The organism is Escherichia sp. MOD1-EC6098, from assembly GCF_002965865.1.
Taxonomy (GTDB): Bacteria; Pseudomonadota; Gammaproteobacteria; order Enterobacterales; family Enterobacteriaceae; genus Escherichia; species Escherichia marmotae.
In genome coordinates this window covers 178,999-195,839 of record NZ_PTSN01000004.1, presented here as the reverse complement: position 1 = coordinate 195,839, position 16,841 = coordinate 178,999, and the positions used below count along the sequence as shown (strand labels likewise).

Below are 16,841 nucleotides of genomic sequence, written 5' to 3'. Positions count from 1 at the left end.
AATCCGGAATTCTCTTCCGGCTTCCCGTTAACCCAATGCCTGTACCGCCTTTTCCAGTGCGTTATGTAACAACTGGCGGTCATGACGATAGGGGATATCGCTGGCCTCCAGTACGTCCTGAATCACTATTCTGTCGCTGACCGCAGAAACATCCACTTTCGGCCCAACGACTACGGCATCAATCACTTTCTTCCCGACATACTGTTCCATAATCGCCAGCTTATTTTCCAGCTTCAGATTCGCCGCAGGCAGGCTCAATTCACGCCCCAGATTGCCGATATAAACCATCGGCGCTGGCGTGCGGCGTAATGCCTGTGCCATTTCCTTAAGCAGCAGAATTGGCATCAGGCTGGTATAAAAACTGCCAGGTCCGATAAGGATCAGATCTGCGTCATTGATAGCATGAACCGCTTCACGCGTTGCGGGCACATTCGGGGTTAAGAGCAATTCCTGAATTGGCGTAGTTAACTGGTCGATATTGACCTCGCCATAAACTTCATGCCCCTGATCGTCAATGGCCATCAGATCAACGGGATGCTCTGACATCGGAATTAATTGCGCGTCCACTTTCAACAGATTACGAATTAAATTGATGGCTTCCAGAGGCCGCACGCTAAGGTGATCCAGCGCCTTTAACATCAAGTTTCCGAGATTATGACCGGAAAGCTCGCCATTGCCGCCAAAACGGTATTCAAACATCGCGGAGGCGACGCTCGGTTCCGTTATCAGTTGGTTGAGGCAGTTGCGCATGTCGCCCCAGGCAATGCCGCCTTCTGAGCGGCGAATACGGCCTGTTGAACCGCCATTATCGGTGGTGGTGACAATGCCCGTTAAACGAGAGCCTAAAGATGAAAGTGATGAAAGAACGCGTCCTAATCCATGCCCTCCGCCGAGTGCAACAACACGATCAAGGTCAGCCAGCGTACGATTGCGCATATAGATTCCTGAAGTCAGATTATCCGCGCTACAGTAGCGCAACTGACAGGGAAACGGCAATTAACCTGCCAATATTGAGGATACAAATATTTTCTTCTACCTCTAAAGGACGAGGTTCGCTGTGCATCCCTGATGATGTATATCAAAGTAAAACCGCCATATTCCCTTATTCTGTAGCGAAATAGCACGATCATGACGCTATATATATGATTACATAGCGGAAAGTGTGAATGGTAAAAATCTCATTTACACGCTAGTATCGACATAACCACTAAACACTCTAGCCTCTGCACCTGGGTCAACTGATATGGTGCTTTGGCCGTGACAATGCTCATAAAGATTGCCACCAGGGCGAAGGAAGAAATGACTTCGCCTCCCGTATCTGGAAAGGTGTACATGGCTTCACAACTGACTGATGCATTTGCGCGTAAGTTTTATTACTTGCGCCTGTCGATTACCGATGTGTGTAACTTTCGTTGCACCTACTGCCTGCCGGATGGCTATAAGCCGAGCGGCGTCACCAATAAAGGCTTTCTGACCGTCGATGAAATTCGCCGGGTTACTCGCGCCTTCGCCAGTTTGGGCACCGAAAAAGTACGTCTGACAGGCGGTGAACCGTCTTTACGCCGCGACTTTACCGATATCATCGCAGCCGTGCGGGAAAACGACGCTATTCGTCAGATTGCGGTCACCACCAATGGTTACCGCCTGGAACGCGACGTGGCGAACTGGCGCGATGCCGGACTGACGGGGATTAACGTCAGTGTCGATAGCCTCGACGCTCGCCAGTTTTATGCTATTACCGGTCAGGATAAATTCAACCAGGTGATGGCGGGGATTGATGCCGCATTTGAAGCCGGGTTTGAGAAGGTCAAAGTCAATACCGTGCTGATGCGCGATGTCAATCATCACCAGCTCGACACCTTTCTGAACTGGATCCAGCATCGCCCCATCCAGTTACGTTTCATCGAACTGATGGAAACGGGCGAGGGTAGCGAACTTTTCCGTAAGCACCATATCTCTGGTCAGATTCTGCGTGACGAACTGCTGCGTCGCGGCTGGATCCATCAACTTCGTCAACGCAGCGACGGCCCCGCGCAAGTCTTTTGTCATCCGGATTACGCCGGAGAAATCGGCCTTATCATGCCGTATGAAAAAGATTTCTGCGCCACCTGCAACCGTCTGCGCGTCTCCTCCATTGGTAAACTCCATCTCTGCCTGTTTGGTGAAGGCGGCGTTAACCTGCGCGATCTGCTGGAAGATGATGCCCAGCAACAGGCGCTGGAAGCGCGTATTTCAGCGGCGCTGCGGGAGAAAAAACAGACCCATTTCCTGCATCAAAATAACACCGGTATTACGCAAAACTTATCGTACATTGGCGGCTAAAACGTCAAAAGGAGAGATCAGATGAGTCAGGTAAGCACTGAATTTATCCCGACCCGTATTGCTATTCTTACGGTTTCTAATCGTCGCGGTGAAGAAGACGATACCTCCGGTCATTATCTGCGCGATTCGGCGCAGGAAGCGGGCCATCACATTGTCGATAAAGCGATTGTTAAAGAAAACCGCTACGCCATCCGCGCGCAGGTATCTGCGTGGATCGCCAGCGACGATGTGCAAGTGGTGCTGATTACTGGCGGCACCGGACTGACGGAAGGCGATCAGGCACCAGAAGCGTTGCTGCCGCTGTTCGATCGTGAAGTCGAAGGCTTCGGTGAAGTATTCCGTATGTTGTCATTCGAAGAGATTGGCACCGCAACGTTGCAATCTCGTGCGATAGCGGGCGTTGCTAACAAGACACTGATTTTCGCTATGCCGGGTTCGACCAAAGCGTGCCGCACAGCATGGGAAAATATCATCGCGCCGCAACTGGATGCCCGTACACGTCCATGCAATTTCCATCCACATTTGAAGAAATAAGTATGTCGCAACTGACTCATATCAACGCCGCTGGCGAAGCGCACATGGTGGATGTCTCCGCCAAAGCGGAAACTGTACGTGAAGCACGGGCGGAAGCCTTTGTCACCATGCGCAGCGAGACGCTGGCGATGATCATCGATGGTCGTCACCACAAAGGCGACGTATTTGCCACCGCGCGGATTGCCGGTATTCAGGCGGCAAAACGTACATGGGATCTGATCCCACTGTGTCACCCGCTAATGCTCAGTAAAGTTGAAGTCAATTTGCAGGCAGAGCCGGAACACAATCGGGTACGTATAGAAACCTTATGCCGCCTGACCGGGAAAACCGGCGTCGAAATGGAAGCGTTAACCGCGGCCTCCGTGGCGGCGCTGACCATTTACGATATGTGTAAAGCCGTGCAAAAAGATATGGTGATTGGTCCGGTACGCCTGCTGGCGAAGAGCGGCGGCAAGTCGGGTGACTTTAAGGTGGAAGCGGATGATTAAAGTTCTTTTTTTTGCCCAGGTGCGCGAGCTGGTGGGGACCGATGCAACCGACGTTGCCGCGGATTTTCCAACCGTTGAAGCGTTACGCCAGCACCTGGCAGCGCAGAGCGATCGTTGGGCGCTGGCGCTGGAAGATGGCAAATTACTGGCTGCCGTCAACCAGACGCTGGTGAGTTTCGACCATCCGCTAACTGACGGCGACGAAGTGGCTTTCTTCCCGCCGGTAACCGGAGGCTAAGATGGCTGAAACCAAAATTGTTGTCGGACCGCAGCCGTTCAGCGTAGGGGAAGAGTATCCGTGGCTGGCTGAGCGTGATGAAGACGGTGCGGTGGTCACCTTTACCGGTAAGGTGCGTAACCATAACCTGGGTGACAGCGTAAAAGCATTAACCCTCGAACACTATCCGGGAATGACTGAAAAAGCACTGGCGGAAATCGTTGATGAAGCGCGTAACCGCTGGCCGCTGGGGCGAGTCACGGTGATTCATCGTATTGGCGAATTATGGCCGGGTGATGAAATCGTTTTTGTCGGCGTTACCAGTGCGCATCGCAGTAGTGCGTTTGAGGCCGGGCAGTTTATTATGGATTATCTCAAAACCCGCGCACCGTTCTGGAAGCGCGAAGCTACGCCGGAAGGTGACCGCTGGGTCGAAGCGCGGGAGAGCGATCAGCAGGCAGCAAAACGCTGGTAGTTGTTTGTTGGCCGGATAAGGCATAGAGCTGCATCCGGCAATTTCACCGTACCGGACATACGTTTACGCTGCGGCGATGCACACCCTCATCATTTGCAGTATCCTTTAGATATTCCTTATATCTTCAGGAGATCTTCATGGACAGATTCCCAAGTTCTGATTCAATCGTACAAGCCAGGACTGGCCTGCAAACCTATATGGCACAGGTCTATGGCTGGATGACCGTTGGCCTGTTGTTGACCGCGTTTGTTGCCTGGTATGCTGCTAACTCCGCCGCCGTGATGGAGCTGCTTTTCACCAACCGCATCTTTTTAATTGGTCTGGTAATAGCGCAATTAGCTCTGGTAATTGTGTTATCAGCGATGATTCAAAAGCTCAGCGCGGGTGTGACAACCATGCTCTTTATGCTTTATTCGGCGCTGACAGGTCTGACGCTTTCCAGCATTTTCATTGTCTACACCGCCGCCTCTATCGCCAGTACTTTCGTTGTTACCGCCGGAATGTTCGGTGCGATGAGTCTGTACGGCTACACCACGAAGCGCGATTTAAGCGGCTTCGGCAATATGCTGTTTATGGCGTTAATCGGCATTGTCATCGCCTCGCTGGTGAACTTCTGGCTGAAAAGCGAGGCGTTGATGTGGGTGGTGACCTATATCGGAGTGATTGTCTTTGTCGGCCTGACCGCCTATGACACCCAGAAACTGAAAAATATGGGTGAGCAGATTGATACCCGCGACACGTCGAACCTGCGCAAATATTCAATTCTTGGCGCATTAACGTTGTATCTCGACTTCATCAACCTGTTCCTGATGTTGCTGCGGATTTTTGGCAACCGCCGTTAATTCCGTTTCCCCTCCAAATCCCGGCCTGGCGTCGGGATTTTTTCTAATTAAAACGACAATGAATAAAAGCCTGTTATAAAATGCGCCCATGACATGGAGGCGCATCCATAAATATAATTTTTTGTATATATGGCTTAAGTAAAGATATCAATAAGATAAATTCTGCCATTGCAGGTGTAATGTATCTTTTTTTAATCTCTTTGGTGGTGATTGTCGTTGCGCTTTTATAGGTGCGTTAACTCTCTATTATTATTTTATCGGCTTCTTCGGGATTCTTGCAGCAATAGCTATAACACTTGTTTGGCAAAGGCATACGCGGTTTTTTCATTAGTCATAGAAAAATAGGTAAATTTCTTTCTTGGGTAAAATTGTGAGGAAACGCAATGAGCCCGATGCGCTACGCTTAGCAGGCACAGAGTGGAATTGTAATCTATTAATTTAGCCCGGTTTTGTAGGGCGGATAAGGCGTTTACGCCGCATCCGCCATGAACAAATAGCACGTTGCTAACAATCTGCACAAACCAAAAGAACTTAACCGAACTTCACATCGCCGCTTCATTTTTCGCCCGTAGCTTCTTCGCCTGACTTTCCAGCAACAGGTAACAGATCAGCGCCAGCAGCAGCGGGATAAAGTAATACAGCACACGGTAAGCGAGTAGGGCGGCGATAATTGTGCCTTTGGATGTATTCTCTCCTGCCAGTAGCGCGATAAACACCGCTTCCAGCACGCCAATCCCCGCCGGAATATGCACGATGACACCAGCAATACTACTAACCAGTAACACGCCTAAGACAAAGAAATAATTCACGCTTTGGTCAAGTAACAGCCAGATAATTGCCCCCATCACCATCCAGTTAACGCTGGAAATCAGCATCTGAGCGAGGGCGAATTTCCATGAAGGCAGCACCAGCTTTTGCCCTTTGATGGTCATATGGCGGTGCTTCGCGAAAGCGCAAAACCATAAATAAACCGCGATAATCATCAGTAAGCCAATGCCGAGAATACGCAGCGTGGTTTGATCGACATACCAGTGATCCGGTAACTCCACCACGCCTGCGGTAAAAATAATCCCGGCTAATAAAATATAGCCCAGCCAGTTGGTGGTAATACTCAGCGAGAAAATGCGTGTGATGGTGCCGCCCGGTAATCCCAGACGCGAATAAAGGCGATAACGCATCCCAATCCCGCCGACCCAGGTACTGAGCGTCAGGTTGAAGGCATAGCAGATAAATGACACCAGCATCACCTGGCGCTTCGCCAGTTTGTGACCGCAGTAGAAACGGGCGAGCAGGTCATAGCAGCCGTAAATCAGATAACTGACGACCACCAGCCCGACCGCACTCAATAGCACAACGCGGTTATAGTCGCGGATGACTTTCCAGACCTCTTCCCAGTCCACTTTTTTGGCGTAGACCACCAGCAACACAATCACCGCGATAAAAAATAGCCAGGTAAGGATCTTCTTTGCTAAGCGCCAGCGAGGATGGGATTTACTCATCAGGGCTTTACCCCCGTATTTTCTGTTTCTACCCGATCCTGCGTTTCCATTGCCGGTTGCGCGGGCGGCTCAACCTGTGCCAGACGCGGCGTATGCGCCGGAAGCCAGCCCACCAGCGCCGGGAAGTGGCGCAAAAAGTGGAATGTCAGCACGCTTTTAGTCAGATTCCACCAGGTGCGTTTGGGCAGCATACTTTCATCTACCTGCCGACAATCGGCGGCGATGATGCCATTAAGATTGTCGCGTAGCGTCTGGTTAAAATTACGATCGTAGATGATGACGTTAGCTTCGAGATTCAGCGACAAACTGAGCGGATCGAGATTACTGGAGCCTACCGTCGCCCAGTGATCATCCATTAACGCCACTTTGCCGTGGAGCGGGCGGCGGCGATACTCAAACACTTGAACGCCGCCTTTAACCAGATAGTTATAGAGCAAACGCGCGCCAACCCTGACAATCGGCATATCCGGTTCACCCTGAATAATCAGTTTGATCCGCACCCCGCGCCGTGCCGCTTTACGTAAGGCGTGTAAAAATCGATAGCCGGGAAAGAAGTAGGCGTTGGCGATAATCACTTCCCGCCGCGCCTGAGTGAGCATTTTCAAATAGTGGCGCTCGATATCGCTGCGATGTTCTTCGTTATCGCGCCAGACCAGTAATACTTGCGCTTCCCCCGGTTGGCGGTTTTCTTCCGCTTTATGGTGACGTCGCCACCAGCGGCGTGCCGCGCTCTGCCCAGGCAAGTTTTCCAGCTCAAACTGCAGAATATCTTCAACAATCGGCCCTTCCAGCCGCACCGCGTAATCCTGTTTGGCCTGTGGGCCGTAGCTGGACATATGCTCGGCGGAGTAATTTATCCCGCCGATAAAGGCGATTCGTGTATCGATGACCACAATTTTGCGATGCATCCGGCGGAACACATTCGTGCGCATACCGAACAGGCGAGGACGAGGATCGTAATAACGAAATACCACGCCAGCCGCAGTCAGTTCGCTGACAAATTCATCGCTGAGATCTGGCGAACCATAGCCATCCAGCAAGACTTCCGCTTTAACCCCACGTTGCGCCGCTGCCAGCAGCGCCGCATGTAGCTGTTTGCCGACGTCATCTTCAAACCAGATAAATGTCTCAAGGATGATGCGTTGCTCTGCTTCGTTAATCGCTTTAAACACAGCAGGGTAATATTGCTCGCCGTTTTCCAGTAACTGAATCTTGTTCCCTTCGCGCCAACCACATTTCATAGATGGATCTCCACACTCAAAGGGGCATGGTCAGAAAGATGTCGCCAGGTCCGCAGCGGCAGCGCTGTGGGCGCACTGGCACTGGCGTTTTTGACGTAAATCCTGTCCAGACGAAGAACGGGAAATTGCACCGGAAATGTTCGCGCCGGGCGTCCGTGGGCGCGGGTAAATATCTCATCCAGCCCAGCCTGTACTTTTAAGGGATGATTGGCTTTTTGCCGCCAGTCGTTGAAATCTCCCGCGACTAATACTGGTTCGCCGTTCGGTAGTTGATTCACCCATTCAGCAAGCATCGCAAGCTGCGCCTGACGGTGCGCCTCCCGCAAGCCGAGATGCACGCACATCACATGAATCGCTTTCCCCGTGACTGGCGGAACAATGCGGCAATAAAGCACGCCGCGCTTTTCCGCGCCATCGACCGAAACATCGCGATTCTCATAATGTTCAATGGGATAGCGTGACAGCACCGCGTTCCCGTGATGCCCTTCCGGGTATACAGCATTACGTCCGTAGGCAAAATCACTCCACATGGTGTCGGCAAGAAACTCGTAGTGCGAAGTATCGGGCCAGTTCTTCACATGCAGTGGATGGACTTCGTGCGCCCCCATCACTTCCTGCAGGCAGACGATATCGGCGCTGACGGCACGCACGGCGTCGCGAAGTTCCGGCAAAATGAAGCGTCGGTTAAATGCTGTAAAGCCTTTGTGAATATTGATGGTGAGCACCTTGAACGAAAAATGTTGTGTTTGGTCGGGCATAATTTTCCTGTTTTTGCCTCTTATCTCATTGAAATAGTGTAGTCGGCGTCACAAAAAGGTGCGGTCTTACGGAATTTTCCGTAAAGTTCGGTACTCTGAATTAGTAGAGATAAATTCTTCAGGAGAGAAGCCATGAAGTGGCAACAACGCGTTCGTGTCGCAACTGGCCTAAGTTGCTGGCAGATTATGTTGCATTTACTGGTAGTGGCGCTGCTGGTTATGGGCTGGATGAGTAAGACGCTGGTTCATGTCGGCGTAGGGTTATGCGTGCTGTATTGTGTAACAGTAGTGATGATGCTGGTGTTACAGCGTCATCCTGAGCAACGCTGGCGCGAGGTAGCAGATGTGCTGGAAGAGTTGACCACCACCTGGTATTTTGGCGCGGCGCTGATTGTGCTGTGGCTGTTGTCCCGCGTGCTGGAAAATAACTATTTGCTGGCAATTGCAGGGCTGGCGATCCTTGCCGGCCCGGCGGTAGTGTCGCTACTGGCGAAAGATAAAAAGTTACATCACCTTGCGTCTAAACATCGCGTACGCCGCTGATCCTGTTGTGGCCGTTATCACCAGTAACGGCCACAAACTATTCCACACAATATCCAGACTCGCATCCTTCAAATAGATCTGCTTGGTAATGTCTGTAAAGTGGCGGATAGGGTTAATCCACGTCAGGTTTTGCAGCCATACTGGCATGTTCTCCACCGGCGAAACGTAACCGGAAAGCAGGATTGCAGGCATCATAAAGACAAATACGCCGATAAACGCCTGCTGTTGCGTTGAACAAAGTGATGAAATCAACAGACCGAAGCCCACCAGCGATAAACCGTAAATCACCATCGTAAAGTAGAACAGCGCCAGCGAACCGGCGAAGGGGATTTGATACGCCCAGATACCAATCGCCAGCACAATGGTGGCCTGGAACGTGGCGACAATTAACGCAGGGACGGCTTTACCAATAAATATCTGCCAGGTGGTGAGGGGTGAAACCAGCAACTGATCGAGCGTTCCCTGTTCACGTTCGCGGGCAACAGAAAGCGAAGTGACGATCATTACGCCGATAGTGGTGATCATGGCGATCAGTGATGGCACCACGAACCATTTGTAGTCGAGGTTCGGGTTATACCAGTTGCGCACCACCAGCTCGCTGTTGTTTGGCTTCGGCTTTCCTTCCAGCAGCTCCTGCTGATAGTTTTTGACGATTTGTTGCAGGTAGTTGGCGGCGATTTGCGCACTGTTGGAGTTACGTCCGTCGAGAATTAATTGCAACGGCGCGGTCTGGAAGGTATCCAGCTTGCGCGAGAAATCAGGCGGGAAGCGCACCAGCAATAACGCCTTTTGCGTGTCGATGGTCGGGCGGATCTCCTGTGGACTTTTCAGCAGCAACACATGGGTAAAGGCGCTGGCGCGGGCAAAACGTTGGGTCAGTTCTACCGAATGTGCGCCGTTATCTTCGTCGTAAATGGCGATGGTGGCGTTGGTTACTTCCAGCGTGGCGGCGAACGGGAACAGGATCACCTGAATCAGCACGGGTAAAATCAGAATCGCGCGCGTCTGCGGTTCGCGCAGCAGCGACTGCAACTCTTTGCGAATTAACGTCCATAAGCGATGAAACATGCTCTTCTCCCTAATCCAGTCGACGTTTGGTTTTCAGCCACGTCAGACCGATAAACATCACCGCCGAAGCGATCAAAAACAGCACATTCACGACCAGCACTACCGGAATATTCCCGGCGAGAAACAGGCTTTGCAGGGTGCTGACGAAATAACGTGCGGGAATAATGTACGTCACCGCGCGGATCACCGCAGGCATACTGTCGATCTGAAAAATAAAGCCAGAGAGCATAATCGACGGCAAGAACGCGGCGTTCAGTGCGACTTGTGCGGCGTTGAACTGGTTGCGGGTAATCGTTGAAATCAGCAGCCCCATCCCCAGCGTACTGAGTAAAAACAGGCTGGAGATAAAAAACAGAATCAGCAGCGAACCGCGATATGGCACACCGAGAATAAATACCGACACCAGCATACACAGCAGCATTGCCAGCATGCCGAGGACGTAATAGGGGAGCAGCTTACACAGCAGCAGTTCCGTGCGGGTAATCTCCGTAGAGAGCAAAGCCTCCATAGTGCCGCGTTCCCACTCCCGCGCCACCACCAGCGAGGTGAGGATCGCGCCGATCACCGTCATGATAATGGTTACAGCACCGGGAATAATAAAGTGCTGGCTAATCGCCGCCGGGTTAAACCAGTAGCGAGTCTGGACGTCAATAAGCGGCTCAAAAGTCTGCCCGTTGTCTTCCGCTCGCTGCATTTGCCAGATCTGCCAGATCCCTTCGACATAACCCTGCACAAAGTTGGCGGTATTTGGCTCGCTGCCGTCGGTAATCACCTGAATTGGCGCGGTGGCGTTGGCACGCTCCATCTGTTCCGCGAAATCCACCGGAATCACCACCAGACCACGAATTTTCCCCGCCTGCATTTTGGCGATTAATTCCTGGCGATTATCGCTGATAGTGGCGTCGATATAAGGTGAGCCTGTCATGGTGTGGGTGAAATCCAGCGCCGCTTCGCTACGCTGTTCAAGCAATATTCCGACCCTCAGCTTGCTGGAGTCGAGGTTAATGCCGTAGCCAAAAATAAACAGTAGCAACAGCGGGATCACCACCGCAATCAGCCAGCTACTCGGATCGCGAATGATCTGCCGCGTCTCTTTAACGCACAGCGCTCGCACGCGACGCCAGGACAGGATCGGATTACTCATTGCCATGCTCCTTATCCCAGTCGTGGATCAACTGAATAAAGGCTTGCTCCATCGTGGGGTCGGGTTGCTCATCGTTGGCCGATTGCGCTTTCAAATCGTCCGGCGTGCCGCTGGCAATCAGTTTCCCGCGATACACCAGTCCGATGCGGTCGCAATATTCCGCTTCATCCATAAAGTGGGTGGTGACCATCACCGTGACACCTTTCTCTACCATGCTGTTGATATGTAGCCAAAACTCGCGGCGGGTGAGGGGATCGACGCCGGAAGTGGGTTCATCGAGAAACAGAATATCCGGTTCATGCATCAACGAGCAGGCCAGCGCCAGCCGCTGTTTAAAACCTAATGGCAGTTCATCGGTAGCATGTGAGGCAATGCTTTTCAGGCCGAACGCTTCGCTCATACGGGTGATTTTTTCAGTCTGCGCCCGACCGCGTAAGCCATACACGCCGGAGAAAAAGCGTAAATTCTGTTCGACTGTCAGGTTGCCATACAGCGAAAATTTTTGCGCCATATAGCCGAGATGCTGGCGCGCTTTACCGGAACTCTCTTTCAGATCCATTCCCAGCACCAGCGCCTGACCGGAGGTCGGCACCAGCAAGCCGCACATCATCTTAAAGGTGGTGGATTTCCCCGCACCGTTTGGCCCCAGCAAACCAAAGATTTCACCGCGTTTGACGGCAAAATTGACGTGATCGGTGGCGGCAAAATCGCCAAACTTCTTGGTCAGCTCTTTCGCTTCGATCACTGTCTCGTCCGGTGAGCCTTCTACCGTATGCAATATTGCGCCCAGCGGTGATTCTGAGGTTCCGGCACCGCCCAGCAAATCAATAAACGCATCTTCAAAGCGAGGTGTGGTTTCGTTGATGTTGATTTCCGGCATTCCGTCGGCGCGGCGAATATCGTCTGGTGTGGCCTCTTTTTTGAGGATCAGACGTACTGATTTCCCCTGAATCATCCCGTCGCTGACCTGCGGCAGTTTCAGCGTTCGTTGCAGCAGTTTGCGGTTGCTTTCGTGCGGGCTGGTCATCAGAAAGCTACGTCCGGCCATGGTTTGCGTCAGAGCCTTCGGTTCTCCCTGATACAGCAACTCACCTTCGTTCATCAGCAATACGTCACGGCACTGTTCGGCTTCATCGAGATATGAGGTACTCCAGAGGATCAGCATCCCTTCGCCTGCCAGTTCGTGCACCATCTGCCACAGCTCGCGCCGTGAGATGGGGTCTACGCCGACGCCGGGTTCATCGAGCAGTAACACTTTCGGCTCACCCACCAGGGTACAGGCCAGCCCGAGTTTTTGTTTCATCCCGCCAGAGAGCTTACCCGCCAGGCGTCCGGTAAATGGGCCAAGAGAAGTAAACTCCAGCAGGCGAGCAAACGTCTGTTTTCGCGCTTCACCGGTTACGCTGCGCAAATCCGCGTACAGATTAAGATTCTCCATCACCGTGAGATCTTCATACAGACCGAATTTCTGCGGCATATAGCCGAGCACCGCGTGTAACGCCGCGTCGTTTTTGATGGGATCAAAGCCAATGACCGTAGCACTGCCGTTGTCGGGTTTCAGTAACCCGGCCAGCATCCGCATCAACGTGGTTTTACCTGCGCCATCCGGCCCCACCAGCCCCGTAACATAACCGGCATGAATGGTACAGTTGAGCGGTGCGACGGCGGGCTTGTCCATACCCGGAAAGCGTTTTTCCAGGCCGTTTAGCGTGATAACGGCATCATTCATGTCCTGCCTCGTCACCGAATTGCACCGTTACTGGCATTCCCTGGCGTAACGCATCATCGGCGTCGGTCACCACAATCCGCAGGCGATAGACAAGGTCGGTGCGCAGATCCGGCGTTTCGACGGTTTTCGGGGTAAATTCAGCGGTTGGCGAAACGAAACCAATCTGCCCGTGATACGGCTTGTCCGGGCGACCATCGGTATAGAGCAGCACTTTGCGGCCCGGTTGGGTCTGGTCGAGATTGCGCTCATCGACATAGGCACGCACCCACACCGGACGCGTTAGTGAAACGGTAAACACCGTGCCACCTTCATTGAGCACTGTGCCAGGCTCTACCGCGCGGGTTAACAGCGTGCCATCAGAGGGGGCTACCAACGTTGAGTCCTGTAAATTCAGCTCCGCCTGCGCCAGTTGCGCCTGCGCCTGTTCGAGGCTGGCTTTCGCCTGGGCGATGTCCTGTTCACGGTTACCGGAACGGTACTGACGCAATTTATCCTGTGCTGATTTCAGCGTTGCCTGAGCCTGGTCGCGCGAGGAGCGGGCATTTTCCAGGTCGTTTGCCGAAATAGTGCGGCTTTTCCACAATCCTTGCTGACGAGCATAGAAATTCTGCGCATAGTCGTAAGCGGCCTGCGCCTGTTTTACGGCAGCGGCAGCCTGGGCGATTTCTTCATCGCGATAACCGGCAAGCATCAGATCATATTGTGCCTGCGCCACCGAAACGCCTGCTTTCGCCTGCATCAGCGCAATCTCATACGGCTTGTGATCCAGTTCGCCCAGCACCTGACCCGCTTTGATGGCATCACCTTCGTCTACCGCCAGAGATTCAACGCGACCACCGACACGGAAGCTAAGATTAACAGTGCGAATATCCACGTTGCCATACAGCGTCAGGCCGTTATCCTGGCGGCTTTGATACCACCAGTAGCCTCCGGCAACCACGGCGGCAAGTACCACTACCGCCAGTCCAATCACGACAGGTTTTTTCATCACTACAAACTCCTTTGCGATAATCCTTGCAAAATCAGGTCGATATGACAGGTTACCGTCTGGTTAATCAGTTCGGTCTTTTCTTCATCGAACGCGGTCCAGCCGGTACGTAACAGAATCGTTTCTTTGCCGAGACGAAACGCCAGAATCTCGCCAATCAGCGCATGAGTATGGAGGATCATGCGGGTATCGTTGGCGTCACAGCCGGTCCAGGCGGCAATCAGGCGTGTAAGGTGGCTGTGTAGCGGACTAATCACCTGTTCATGCACCAGATGGTAGGCCGCCGTGGGAGAGAGCTGCTCACGGGAGATAAACTTGCTGAGGTTGACGGTATCATCCTGGGTGAGCAGTTGAATCATGTTCCTGCAAGCGCGAAGGATCAGTTCGCGGATAGCGGCGCGATCCGGCTGTGGTTGTGCGAACAAGCGTTCGGCTTCCTCGGCGTGCGGACGGAACTGCTCGCCAATAAAATCGGCAATCCACTGGGCGCAGGCGAGGTATAAATCTTCTTTCGAACCGAAGTAATAGGTGATGGCTGCGATATTCTGCCCGGCCTGGGCGGCGATATCGCGGGTGGTGGCGTTCATTCCATACTCACCAAACTGTGCCAGTGCCGCAGCAATTAGCTGTTTTTTGGCCTGTTCACCTTTGGTTGTCATGGCAGGACTATTCATCGCACAGCCCATTCTTAATCAAATGATTGATTAAGATTATGACTCATTTTTAGCGTTGTCCAGTATGGCTAAGAATTTTAGCAACGCCTGTCACAGGGATAATTTATGCGCTGCGTCACAAAAACTGCTACACTCCGCTCCCTCATGACATTGTGGTTTTTGTCATTTTCCTTTTCAGTATCTCCCTGAAAACTACACCGGTAACGGTCGGGGCGGTTCGGAGTAGTTATGTCTTTCGATTCTTTGGGTTTAAGCCCTGATATCCTGCGCGCCGTTGCCGAGCAAGGTTACCGTGAACCCACCCCTATTCAGCAGCAGGCGATCCCCGCAGTACTGGAAGGCCGTGATCTGATGGCCAGTGCCCAGACCGGCACGGGTAAAACAGCGGGCTTTACGCTGCCGCTACTGCAACACCTGATTTCCCGTGAGCCGCACGCCAAAGGGCGTCGTCCGGTTCGTGCGTTGATCCTCACCCCGACCCGTGAACTGGCGGCGCAGATTGGCGAAAACGTCCGTGATTACAGCAAATACCTGAACATTCGTTCGCTGGTGGTGTTTGGCGGCGTCAGCATTAACCCGCAGATGATGAAACTGCGCGGCGGTGTTGATGTGCTGGTGGCAACGCCCGGGCGTCTGCTGGACCTGGAACACCAGAATGCGGTGAAACTGGATCAGATAGAAATCCTCGTCCTTGATGAAGCTGACCGTATGCTCGATATGGGCTTTATCCACGATATTCGCCGTGTGTTAACAAAGCTGCCCGCGAAACGCCAGAACCTGCTGTTCTCCGCGACTTTCTCTGACGAGATTAAAGCGCTGGCAGAAAAACTGCTGCATAACCCGCTAGAAATCGAAGTGGCGCGCCGTAATACCGCCTCTGAGCAAGTGACCCAGCACGTTCATTTTGTTGATAAGAAACGCAAACGGGAATTACTGTCGCACATGATTGGTAAAGGTAACTGGCAGCAGGTGCTGGTGTTTACACGTACCAAACATGGTGCCAACCATCTGGCAGAACAGCTAAATAAAGATGGCATCCGCAGTGCGGCGATCCACGGTAATAAATCGCAAGGTGCGCGTACTCGTGCGTTGGCCGATTTTAAATCGGGTGATATTCGTGTGCTGGTGGCGACCGATATCGCCGCGCGTGGCCTGGATATCGAAGAGTTGCCACACGTCGTCAACTATGAGCTGCCAAACGTACCGGAAGATTACGTGCACCGCATCGGGCGTACCGGTCGTGCCGCAGCCACCGGCGAAGCGTTATCGCTGGTGTGTGTTGATGAGCACAAACTGTTGCGCGATATCGAAAAACTGCTGAAAAAAGAGATCCCGCGTATCGCTGTTCCGGGCTATGAGCCGGATCCGTCAATTAAAGCCGAACCGATCCAGAACGGTCGCCAGCAACGCAGCGGCGGTGGTCGTGGGCAGAGCGGTGGTCGTAGTCAACAGCAACCGCGTCGCGCAGAAAGCGGTGCGAAGGCTGGTAACGCGAAGCCTGCAGCAAAACCGTCTCGTCGTCTTGGTGATGCCAAACCGGCAGGCGAGCAACAACGTCGCCGCCGTCCGCGTAAACCTGCCGCAGCTCAGTAATCTTTTATGCCGGGTAATGCCCGGCATCTGAGACTGATGACAAACGCAAAACTGCCTGATGCGCTACTCTTATCAGGCCTACGTGGTTCCTACAATATATTGAATTTTAACAACTTGTAGGCCGGATAAGGCGTTCGCGCCGCATCCGGCATATCACTACAAGCGCTAGTCAGCAATTTGCAAGCGCGGCAAAAAGATTTCTCTGTTTTACCGCCCACAAGCCACCCGATGCGTTACTTCTCCGCAGCCAATTGTTCGCGCAGCTCCATTAAAAGGTAGCCCAGGCGATTCTTACCCTGACCATTACCGCCATCTCCCCAGTAAGCATCATTTTTCGTATGCTCAACCAGTTTCGCTGACGCGGTTGCCAGCAGGAGCGCGCGCAGTTCTGCGTGTTGTTCGAATTTAGCGCGAAGCGCTTTGCGCATCACCTCTTCTTTTATCGACTCCCAGTTTTTACGCAGGGGCTTAGAACGGTCACGCCCCATACGCGCGGCGATCATGGGTGAGGAAATCCGGCGGATCTCTTCGTGGTATTTTTCATCAAGGAACTTTTGTGCCTGAAAATAGTGTTCTGAGGTGGGCCAGGTTTTGCCGTCAATCTTGATGGCCCAGGCGGCAAAGTTAGAAAAATCCCCGTAGTCGTCACTGGTGCTGTAGAAATTTATGATGGTGTCTTGCATGACGTGTTGAATCCTTTGTTGTCGAACAGGAATTAGACCGTAT

18 protein-coding genes, 1 pseudogene and 1 riboswitch are annotated in these 16,841 nt (G+C 52.6%); of the genes and pseudogenes, 9 read left to right on the top strand and 10 right to left on the bottom strand.

What is annotated here, in order from left to right; genetic code table 11:
* Nucleotides 1-27: 27 nt before the first annotated feature.
* On the bottom strand, nucleotides 28-936 hold the full coding sequence (gene yvcK / locus C0K55_RS06910; protein WP_105266172.1) for a uridine diphosphate-N-acetylglucosamine-binding protein YvcK: 909 nt from the start codon (nucleotides 934-936) through the stop codon (nucleotides 28-30).
* 264 nt (nucleotides 937-1,200) lie between these two features.
* A riboswitch (molybdenum cofactor riboswitch) is annotated at nucleotides 1,201-1,345 on the top strand.
* Here yvcK and moaA point away from each other — a divergent pair.
* From moaA to C0K55_RS27110, 7 genes and pseudogenes are all read left to right on the top strand, one after another.
* Entirely contained in the window at nucleotides 1,333-2,322 is a 990-nt protein-coding gene (gene moaA / locus C0K55_RS06905) for a GTP 3',8-cyclase MoaA (RefSeq protein ID WP_001516029.1), read from the top strand. It overlaps the preceding riboswitch by 13 nt.
* A gap of 21 nt (nucleotides 2,323-2,343) precedes the next feature.
* Nucleotides 2,344-2,856, top strand: a complete 513-nt coding sequence (gene moaB / locus C0K55_RS06900; RefSeq protein ID WP_001516030.1) for a molybdenum cofactor biosynthesis protein B — start codon at nucleotides 2,344-2,346, stop codon at nucleotides 2,854-2,856.
* Between the two features lie 2 nt (nucleotides 2,857-2,858).
* The gene (gene moaC, locus C0K55_RS06895) at nucleotides 2,859-3,344 is read left to right on the top strand and encodes a cyclic pyranopterin monophosphate synthase MoaC (RefSeq protein ID WP_000080885.1); all 486 of its coding nucleotides are present in this window, start codon (nucleotides 2,859-2,861) and stop codon (nucleotides 3,342-3,344) included.
* Complete coding sequence (gene moaD, locus C0K55_RS06890) at nucleotides 3,337-3,582, top strand: molybdopterin synthase sulfur carrier subunit (protein WP_001516032.1); 246 nt, start codon at nucleotides 3,337-3,339, stop codon at nucleotides 3,580-3,582. Before moaC ends, moaD begins: the two co-directional genes overlap by 8 nt.
* 1 nt (nucleotide 3,583) lies before the next feature.
* Nucleotides 3,584-4,036, top strand: coding sequence for a molybdopterin synthase catalytic subunit MoaE (gene moaE / locus C0K55_RS06885; RefSeq protein ID WP_000852287.1), 453 nt, complete (start codon nucleotides 3,584-3,586; stop codon nucleotides 4,034-4,036).
* Between the two features lie 137 nt (nucleotides 4,037-4,173).
* Nucleotides 4,174-4,878 (top strand): Bax inhibitor-1/YccA family protein, encoded by a 705-nt coding sequence (locus C0K55_RS06880; RefSeq protein WP_105266173.1) that lies wholly within the window; start codon nucleotides 4,174-4,176, stop codon nucleotides 4,876-4,878.
* A 214-nt stretch (nucleotides 4,879-5,092) separates the two neighbouring features.
* Nucleotides 5,093-5,209, top strand: a pseudogene (locus C0K55_RS27110) (Bax inhibitor-1/YccA family protein); the annotation flags it as partial.
* 211 nt (nucleotides 5,210-5,420) lie between these two features.
* On the opposite strand, the gene C0K55_RS06870 reads toward C0K55_RS27110, so the two are convergent.
* From C0K55_RS06870 to C0K55_RS06860, 3 genes are read right to left on the bottom strand one after another with little or no spacing between them, the layout of a single operon-like run.
* Entirely contained in the window at nucleotides 5,421-6,377 is a 957-nt protein-coding gene (locus C0K55_RS06870) for a lysylphosphatidylglycerol synthase domain-containing protein (protein ID WP_016261832.1), read from the bottom strand.
* Nucleotides 6,377-7,618, bottom strand: coding sequence for a cardiolipin synthase ClsB (gene clsB, locus C0K55_RS06865; RefSeq protein ID WP_105266174.1), 1,242 nt, complete (start codon nucleotides 7,616-7,618; stop codon nucleotides 6,377-6,379). The genes C0K55_RS06870 and clsB overlap by 1 nt, the downstream gene beginning before the upstream one ends.
* Nucleotides 7,615-8,376, bottom strand: a complete 762-nt coding sequence (locus C0K55_RS06860; protein WP_001113330.1) for an endonuclease/exonuclease/phosphatase family protein — start codon at nucleotides 8,374-8,376, stop codon at nucleotides 7,615-7,617. Before C0K55_RS06860 ends, clsB begins: the two co-directional genes overlap by 4 nt.
* 132 nt (nucleotides 8,377-8,508) lie before the next feature.
* Between C0K55_RS06860 and C0K55_RS06855 the strand changes: the two genes are divergently transcribed.
* The gene (locus C0K55_RS06855) at nucleotides 8,509-8,919 is read left to right on the top strand and encodes a YbhQ family protein (RefSeq protein ID WP_000871975.1); all 411 of its coding nucleotides are present in this window, start codon (nucleotides 8,509-8,511) and stop codon (nucleotides 8,917-8,919) included.
* Here the strand turns inward: C0K55_RS06855 and C0K55_RS06850 are convergent.
* The 5 genes from C0K55_RS06850 to cecR are packed head-to-tail and all read right to left on the bottom strand — an operon-like array spanning nucleotide 8,881 to nucleotide 14,522.
* On the bottom strand, nucleotides 8,881-9,987 hold the full coding sequence (locus C0K55_RS06850; RefSeq protein ID WP_000469021.1) for an ABC transporter permease: 1,107 nt from the start codon (nucleotides 9,985-9,987) through the stop codon (nucleotides 8,881-8,883). The two genes, C0K55_RS06855 and C0K55_RS06850, sit on opposite strands and share 39 nt — an antisense overlap.
* Before the next feature lie 10 nt (nucleotides 9,988-9,997).
* Entirely contained in the window at nucleotides 9,998-11,131 is a 1,134-nt protein-coding gene (locus C0K55_RS06845; RefSeq protein WP_016248501.1) for an ABC transporter permease, read from the bottom strand.
* Nucleotides 11,124-12,860 carry an ATP-binding cassette domain-containing protein gene (locus C0K55_RS06840; RefSeq protein ID WP_000997115.1) on the bottom strand — a complete coding sequence of 579 codons (1,737 nt, stop codon included), beginning with the start codon at nucleotides 12,858-12,860 and terminating at the stop codon, nucleotides 11,124-11,126. The genes C0K55_RS06845 and C0K55_RS06840 overlap by 8 nt, the downstream gene beginning before the upstream one ends.
* A complete protein-coding gene (gene hlyD / locus C0K55_RS06835) occupies nucleotides 12,853-13,848 on the bottom strand; it encodes a secretion protein HlyD (protein ID WP_123058138.1) in 996 nt (331 codons plus the stop codon). The genes C0K55_RS06840 and hlyD overlap by 8 nt, the downstream gene beginning before the upstream one ends.
* Nucleotides 13,849-13,850: 2 nt before the next feature.
* On the bottom strand, nucleotides 13,851-14,522 hold the full coding sequence (gene cecR / locus C0K55_RS06830; RefSeq protein WP_024191852.1) for a DNA-binding transcriptional regulator CecR: 672 nt from the start codon (nucleotides 14,520-14,522) through the stop codon (nucleotides 13,851-13,853).
* Between the two features lie 228 nt (nucleotides 14,523-14,750).
* On the opposite strand from cecR, the gene rhlE reads away from it, so the two are divergent.
* Nucleotides 14,751-16,115 carry an ATP-dependent RNA helicase RhlE gene (gene rhlE, locus C0K55_RS06825; protein WP_000007078.1) on the top strand — a complete coding sequence of 455 codons (1,365 nt, stop codon included), beginning with the start codon at nucleotides 14,751-14,753 and terminating at the stop codon, nucleotides 16,113-16,115.
* 233 nt (nucleotides 16,116-16,348) lie between these two features.
* Here the strand turns inward: rhlE and C0K55_RS06820 are convergent, their stop codons facing one another.
* Nucleotides 16,349-16,831 (bottom strand): NADAR family protein, encoded by a 483-nt coding sequence (locus C0K55_RS06820; RefSeq protein ID WP_072274915.1) that lies wholly within the window; start codon nucleotides 16,829-16,831, stop codon nucleotides 16,349-16,351.
* Nucleotides 16,832-16,841 lie beyond the last annotated feature (10 nt).

What these genes read in the sequence shown, in the direction of transcription:
- yvcK (WP_105266172.1), bottom strand. Translation starts at nt 936, where the DNA reads ATGCGCAATCGTACGCTGGCTGACCTTGATCGTGTTGTTGCACTCGGC.
- moaA (WP_001516029.1), top strand. Translation starts at nt 1,333, where the DNA reads ATGGCTTCACAACTGACTGATGCATTTGCGCGTAAGTTTTATTACTTG.
- moaB (WP_001516030.1), top strand. Translation starts at nt 2,344, where the DNA reads ATGAGTCAGGTAAGCACTGAATTTATCCCGACCCGTATTGCTATTCTT.
- moaC (WP_000080885.1), top strand. Translation starts at nt 2,859, where the DNA reads ATGTCGCAACTGACTCATATCAACGCCGCTGGCGAAGCGCACATGGTG.
- moaD (WP_001516032.1), top strand. Translation starts at nt 3,337, where the DNA reads ATGATTAAAGTTCTTTTTTTTGCCCAGGTGCGCGAGCTGGTGGGGACC.
- moaE (WP_000852287.1), top strand. Translation starts at nt 3,584, where the DNA reads ATGGCTGAAACCAAAATTGTTGTCGGACCGCAGCCGTTCAGCGTAGGG.
- C0K55_RS06880 (WP_105266173.1), top strand. Translation starts at nt 4,174, where the DNA reads ATGGACAGATTCCCAAGTTCTGATTCAATCGTACAAGCCAGGACTGGC.
- C0K55_RS06870 (WP_016261832.1), bottom strand. Translation starts at nt 6,377, where the DNA reads ATGAGTAAATCCCATCCTCGCTGGCGCTTAGCAAAGAAGATCCTTACC.
- clsB (WP_105266174.1), bottom strand. Translation starts at nt 7,618, where the DNA reads ATGAAATGTGGTTGGCGCGAAGGGAACAAGATTCAGTTACTGGAAAAC.
- C0K55_RS06860 (WP_001113330.1), bottom strand. Translation starts at nt 8,376, where the DNA reads ATGCCCGACCAAACACAACATTTTTCGTTCAAGGTGCTCACCATCAAT.
- C0K55_RS06855 (WP_000871975.1), top strand. Translation starts at nt 8,509, where the DNA reads ATGAAGTGGCAACAACGCGTTCGTGTCGCAACTGGCCTAAGTTGCTGG.
- C0K55_RS06850 (WP_000469021.1), bottom strand. Translation starts at nt 9,987, where the DNA reads ATGTTTCATCGCTTATGGACGTTAATTCGCAAAGAGTTGCAGTCGCTG.
- C0K55_RS06845 (WP_016248501.1), bottom strand. Translation starts at nt 11,131, where the DNA reads ATGAGTAATCCGATCCTGTCCTGGCGTCGCGTGCGAGCGCTGTGCGTT.
- C0K55_RS06840 (WP_000997115.1), bottom strand. Translation starts at nt 12,860, where the DNA reads ATGAATGATGCCGTTATCACGCTAAACGGCCTGGAAAAACGCTTTCCG.
- hlyD (WP_123058138.1), bottom strand. Translation starts at nt 13,848, where the DNA reads ATGAAAAAACCTGTCGTGATTGGACTGGCGGTAGTGGTACTTGCCGCC.
- cecR (WP_024191852.1), bottom strand. Translation starts at nt 14,522, where the DNA reads ATGAATAGTCCTGCCATGACAACCAAAGGTGAACAGGCCAAAAAACAG.
- rhlE (WP_000007078.1), top strand. Translation starts at nt 14,751, where the DNA reads ATGTCTTTCGATTCTTTGGGTTTAAGCCCTGATATCCTGCGCGCCGTT.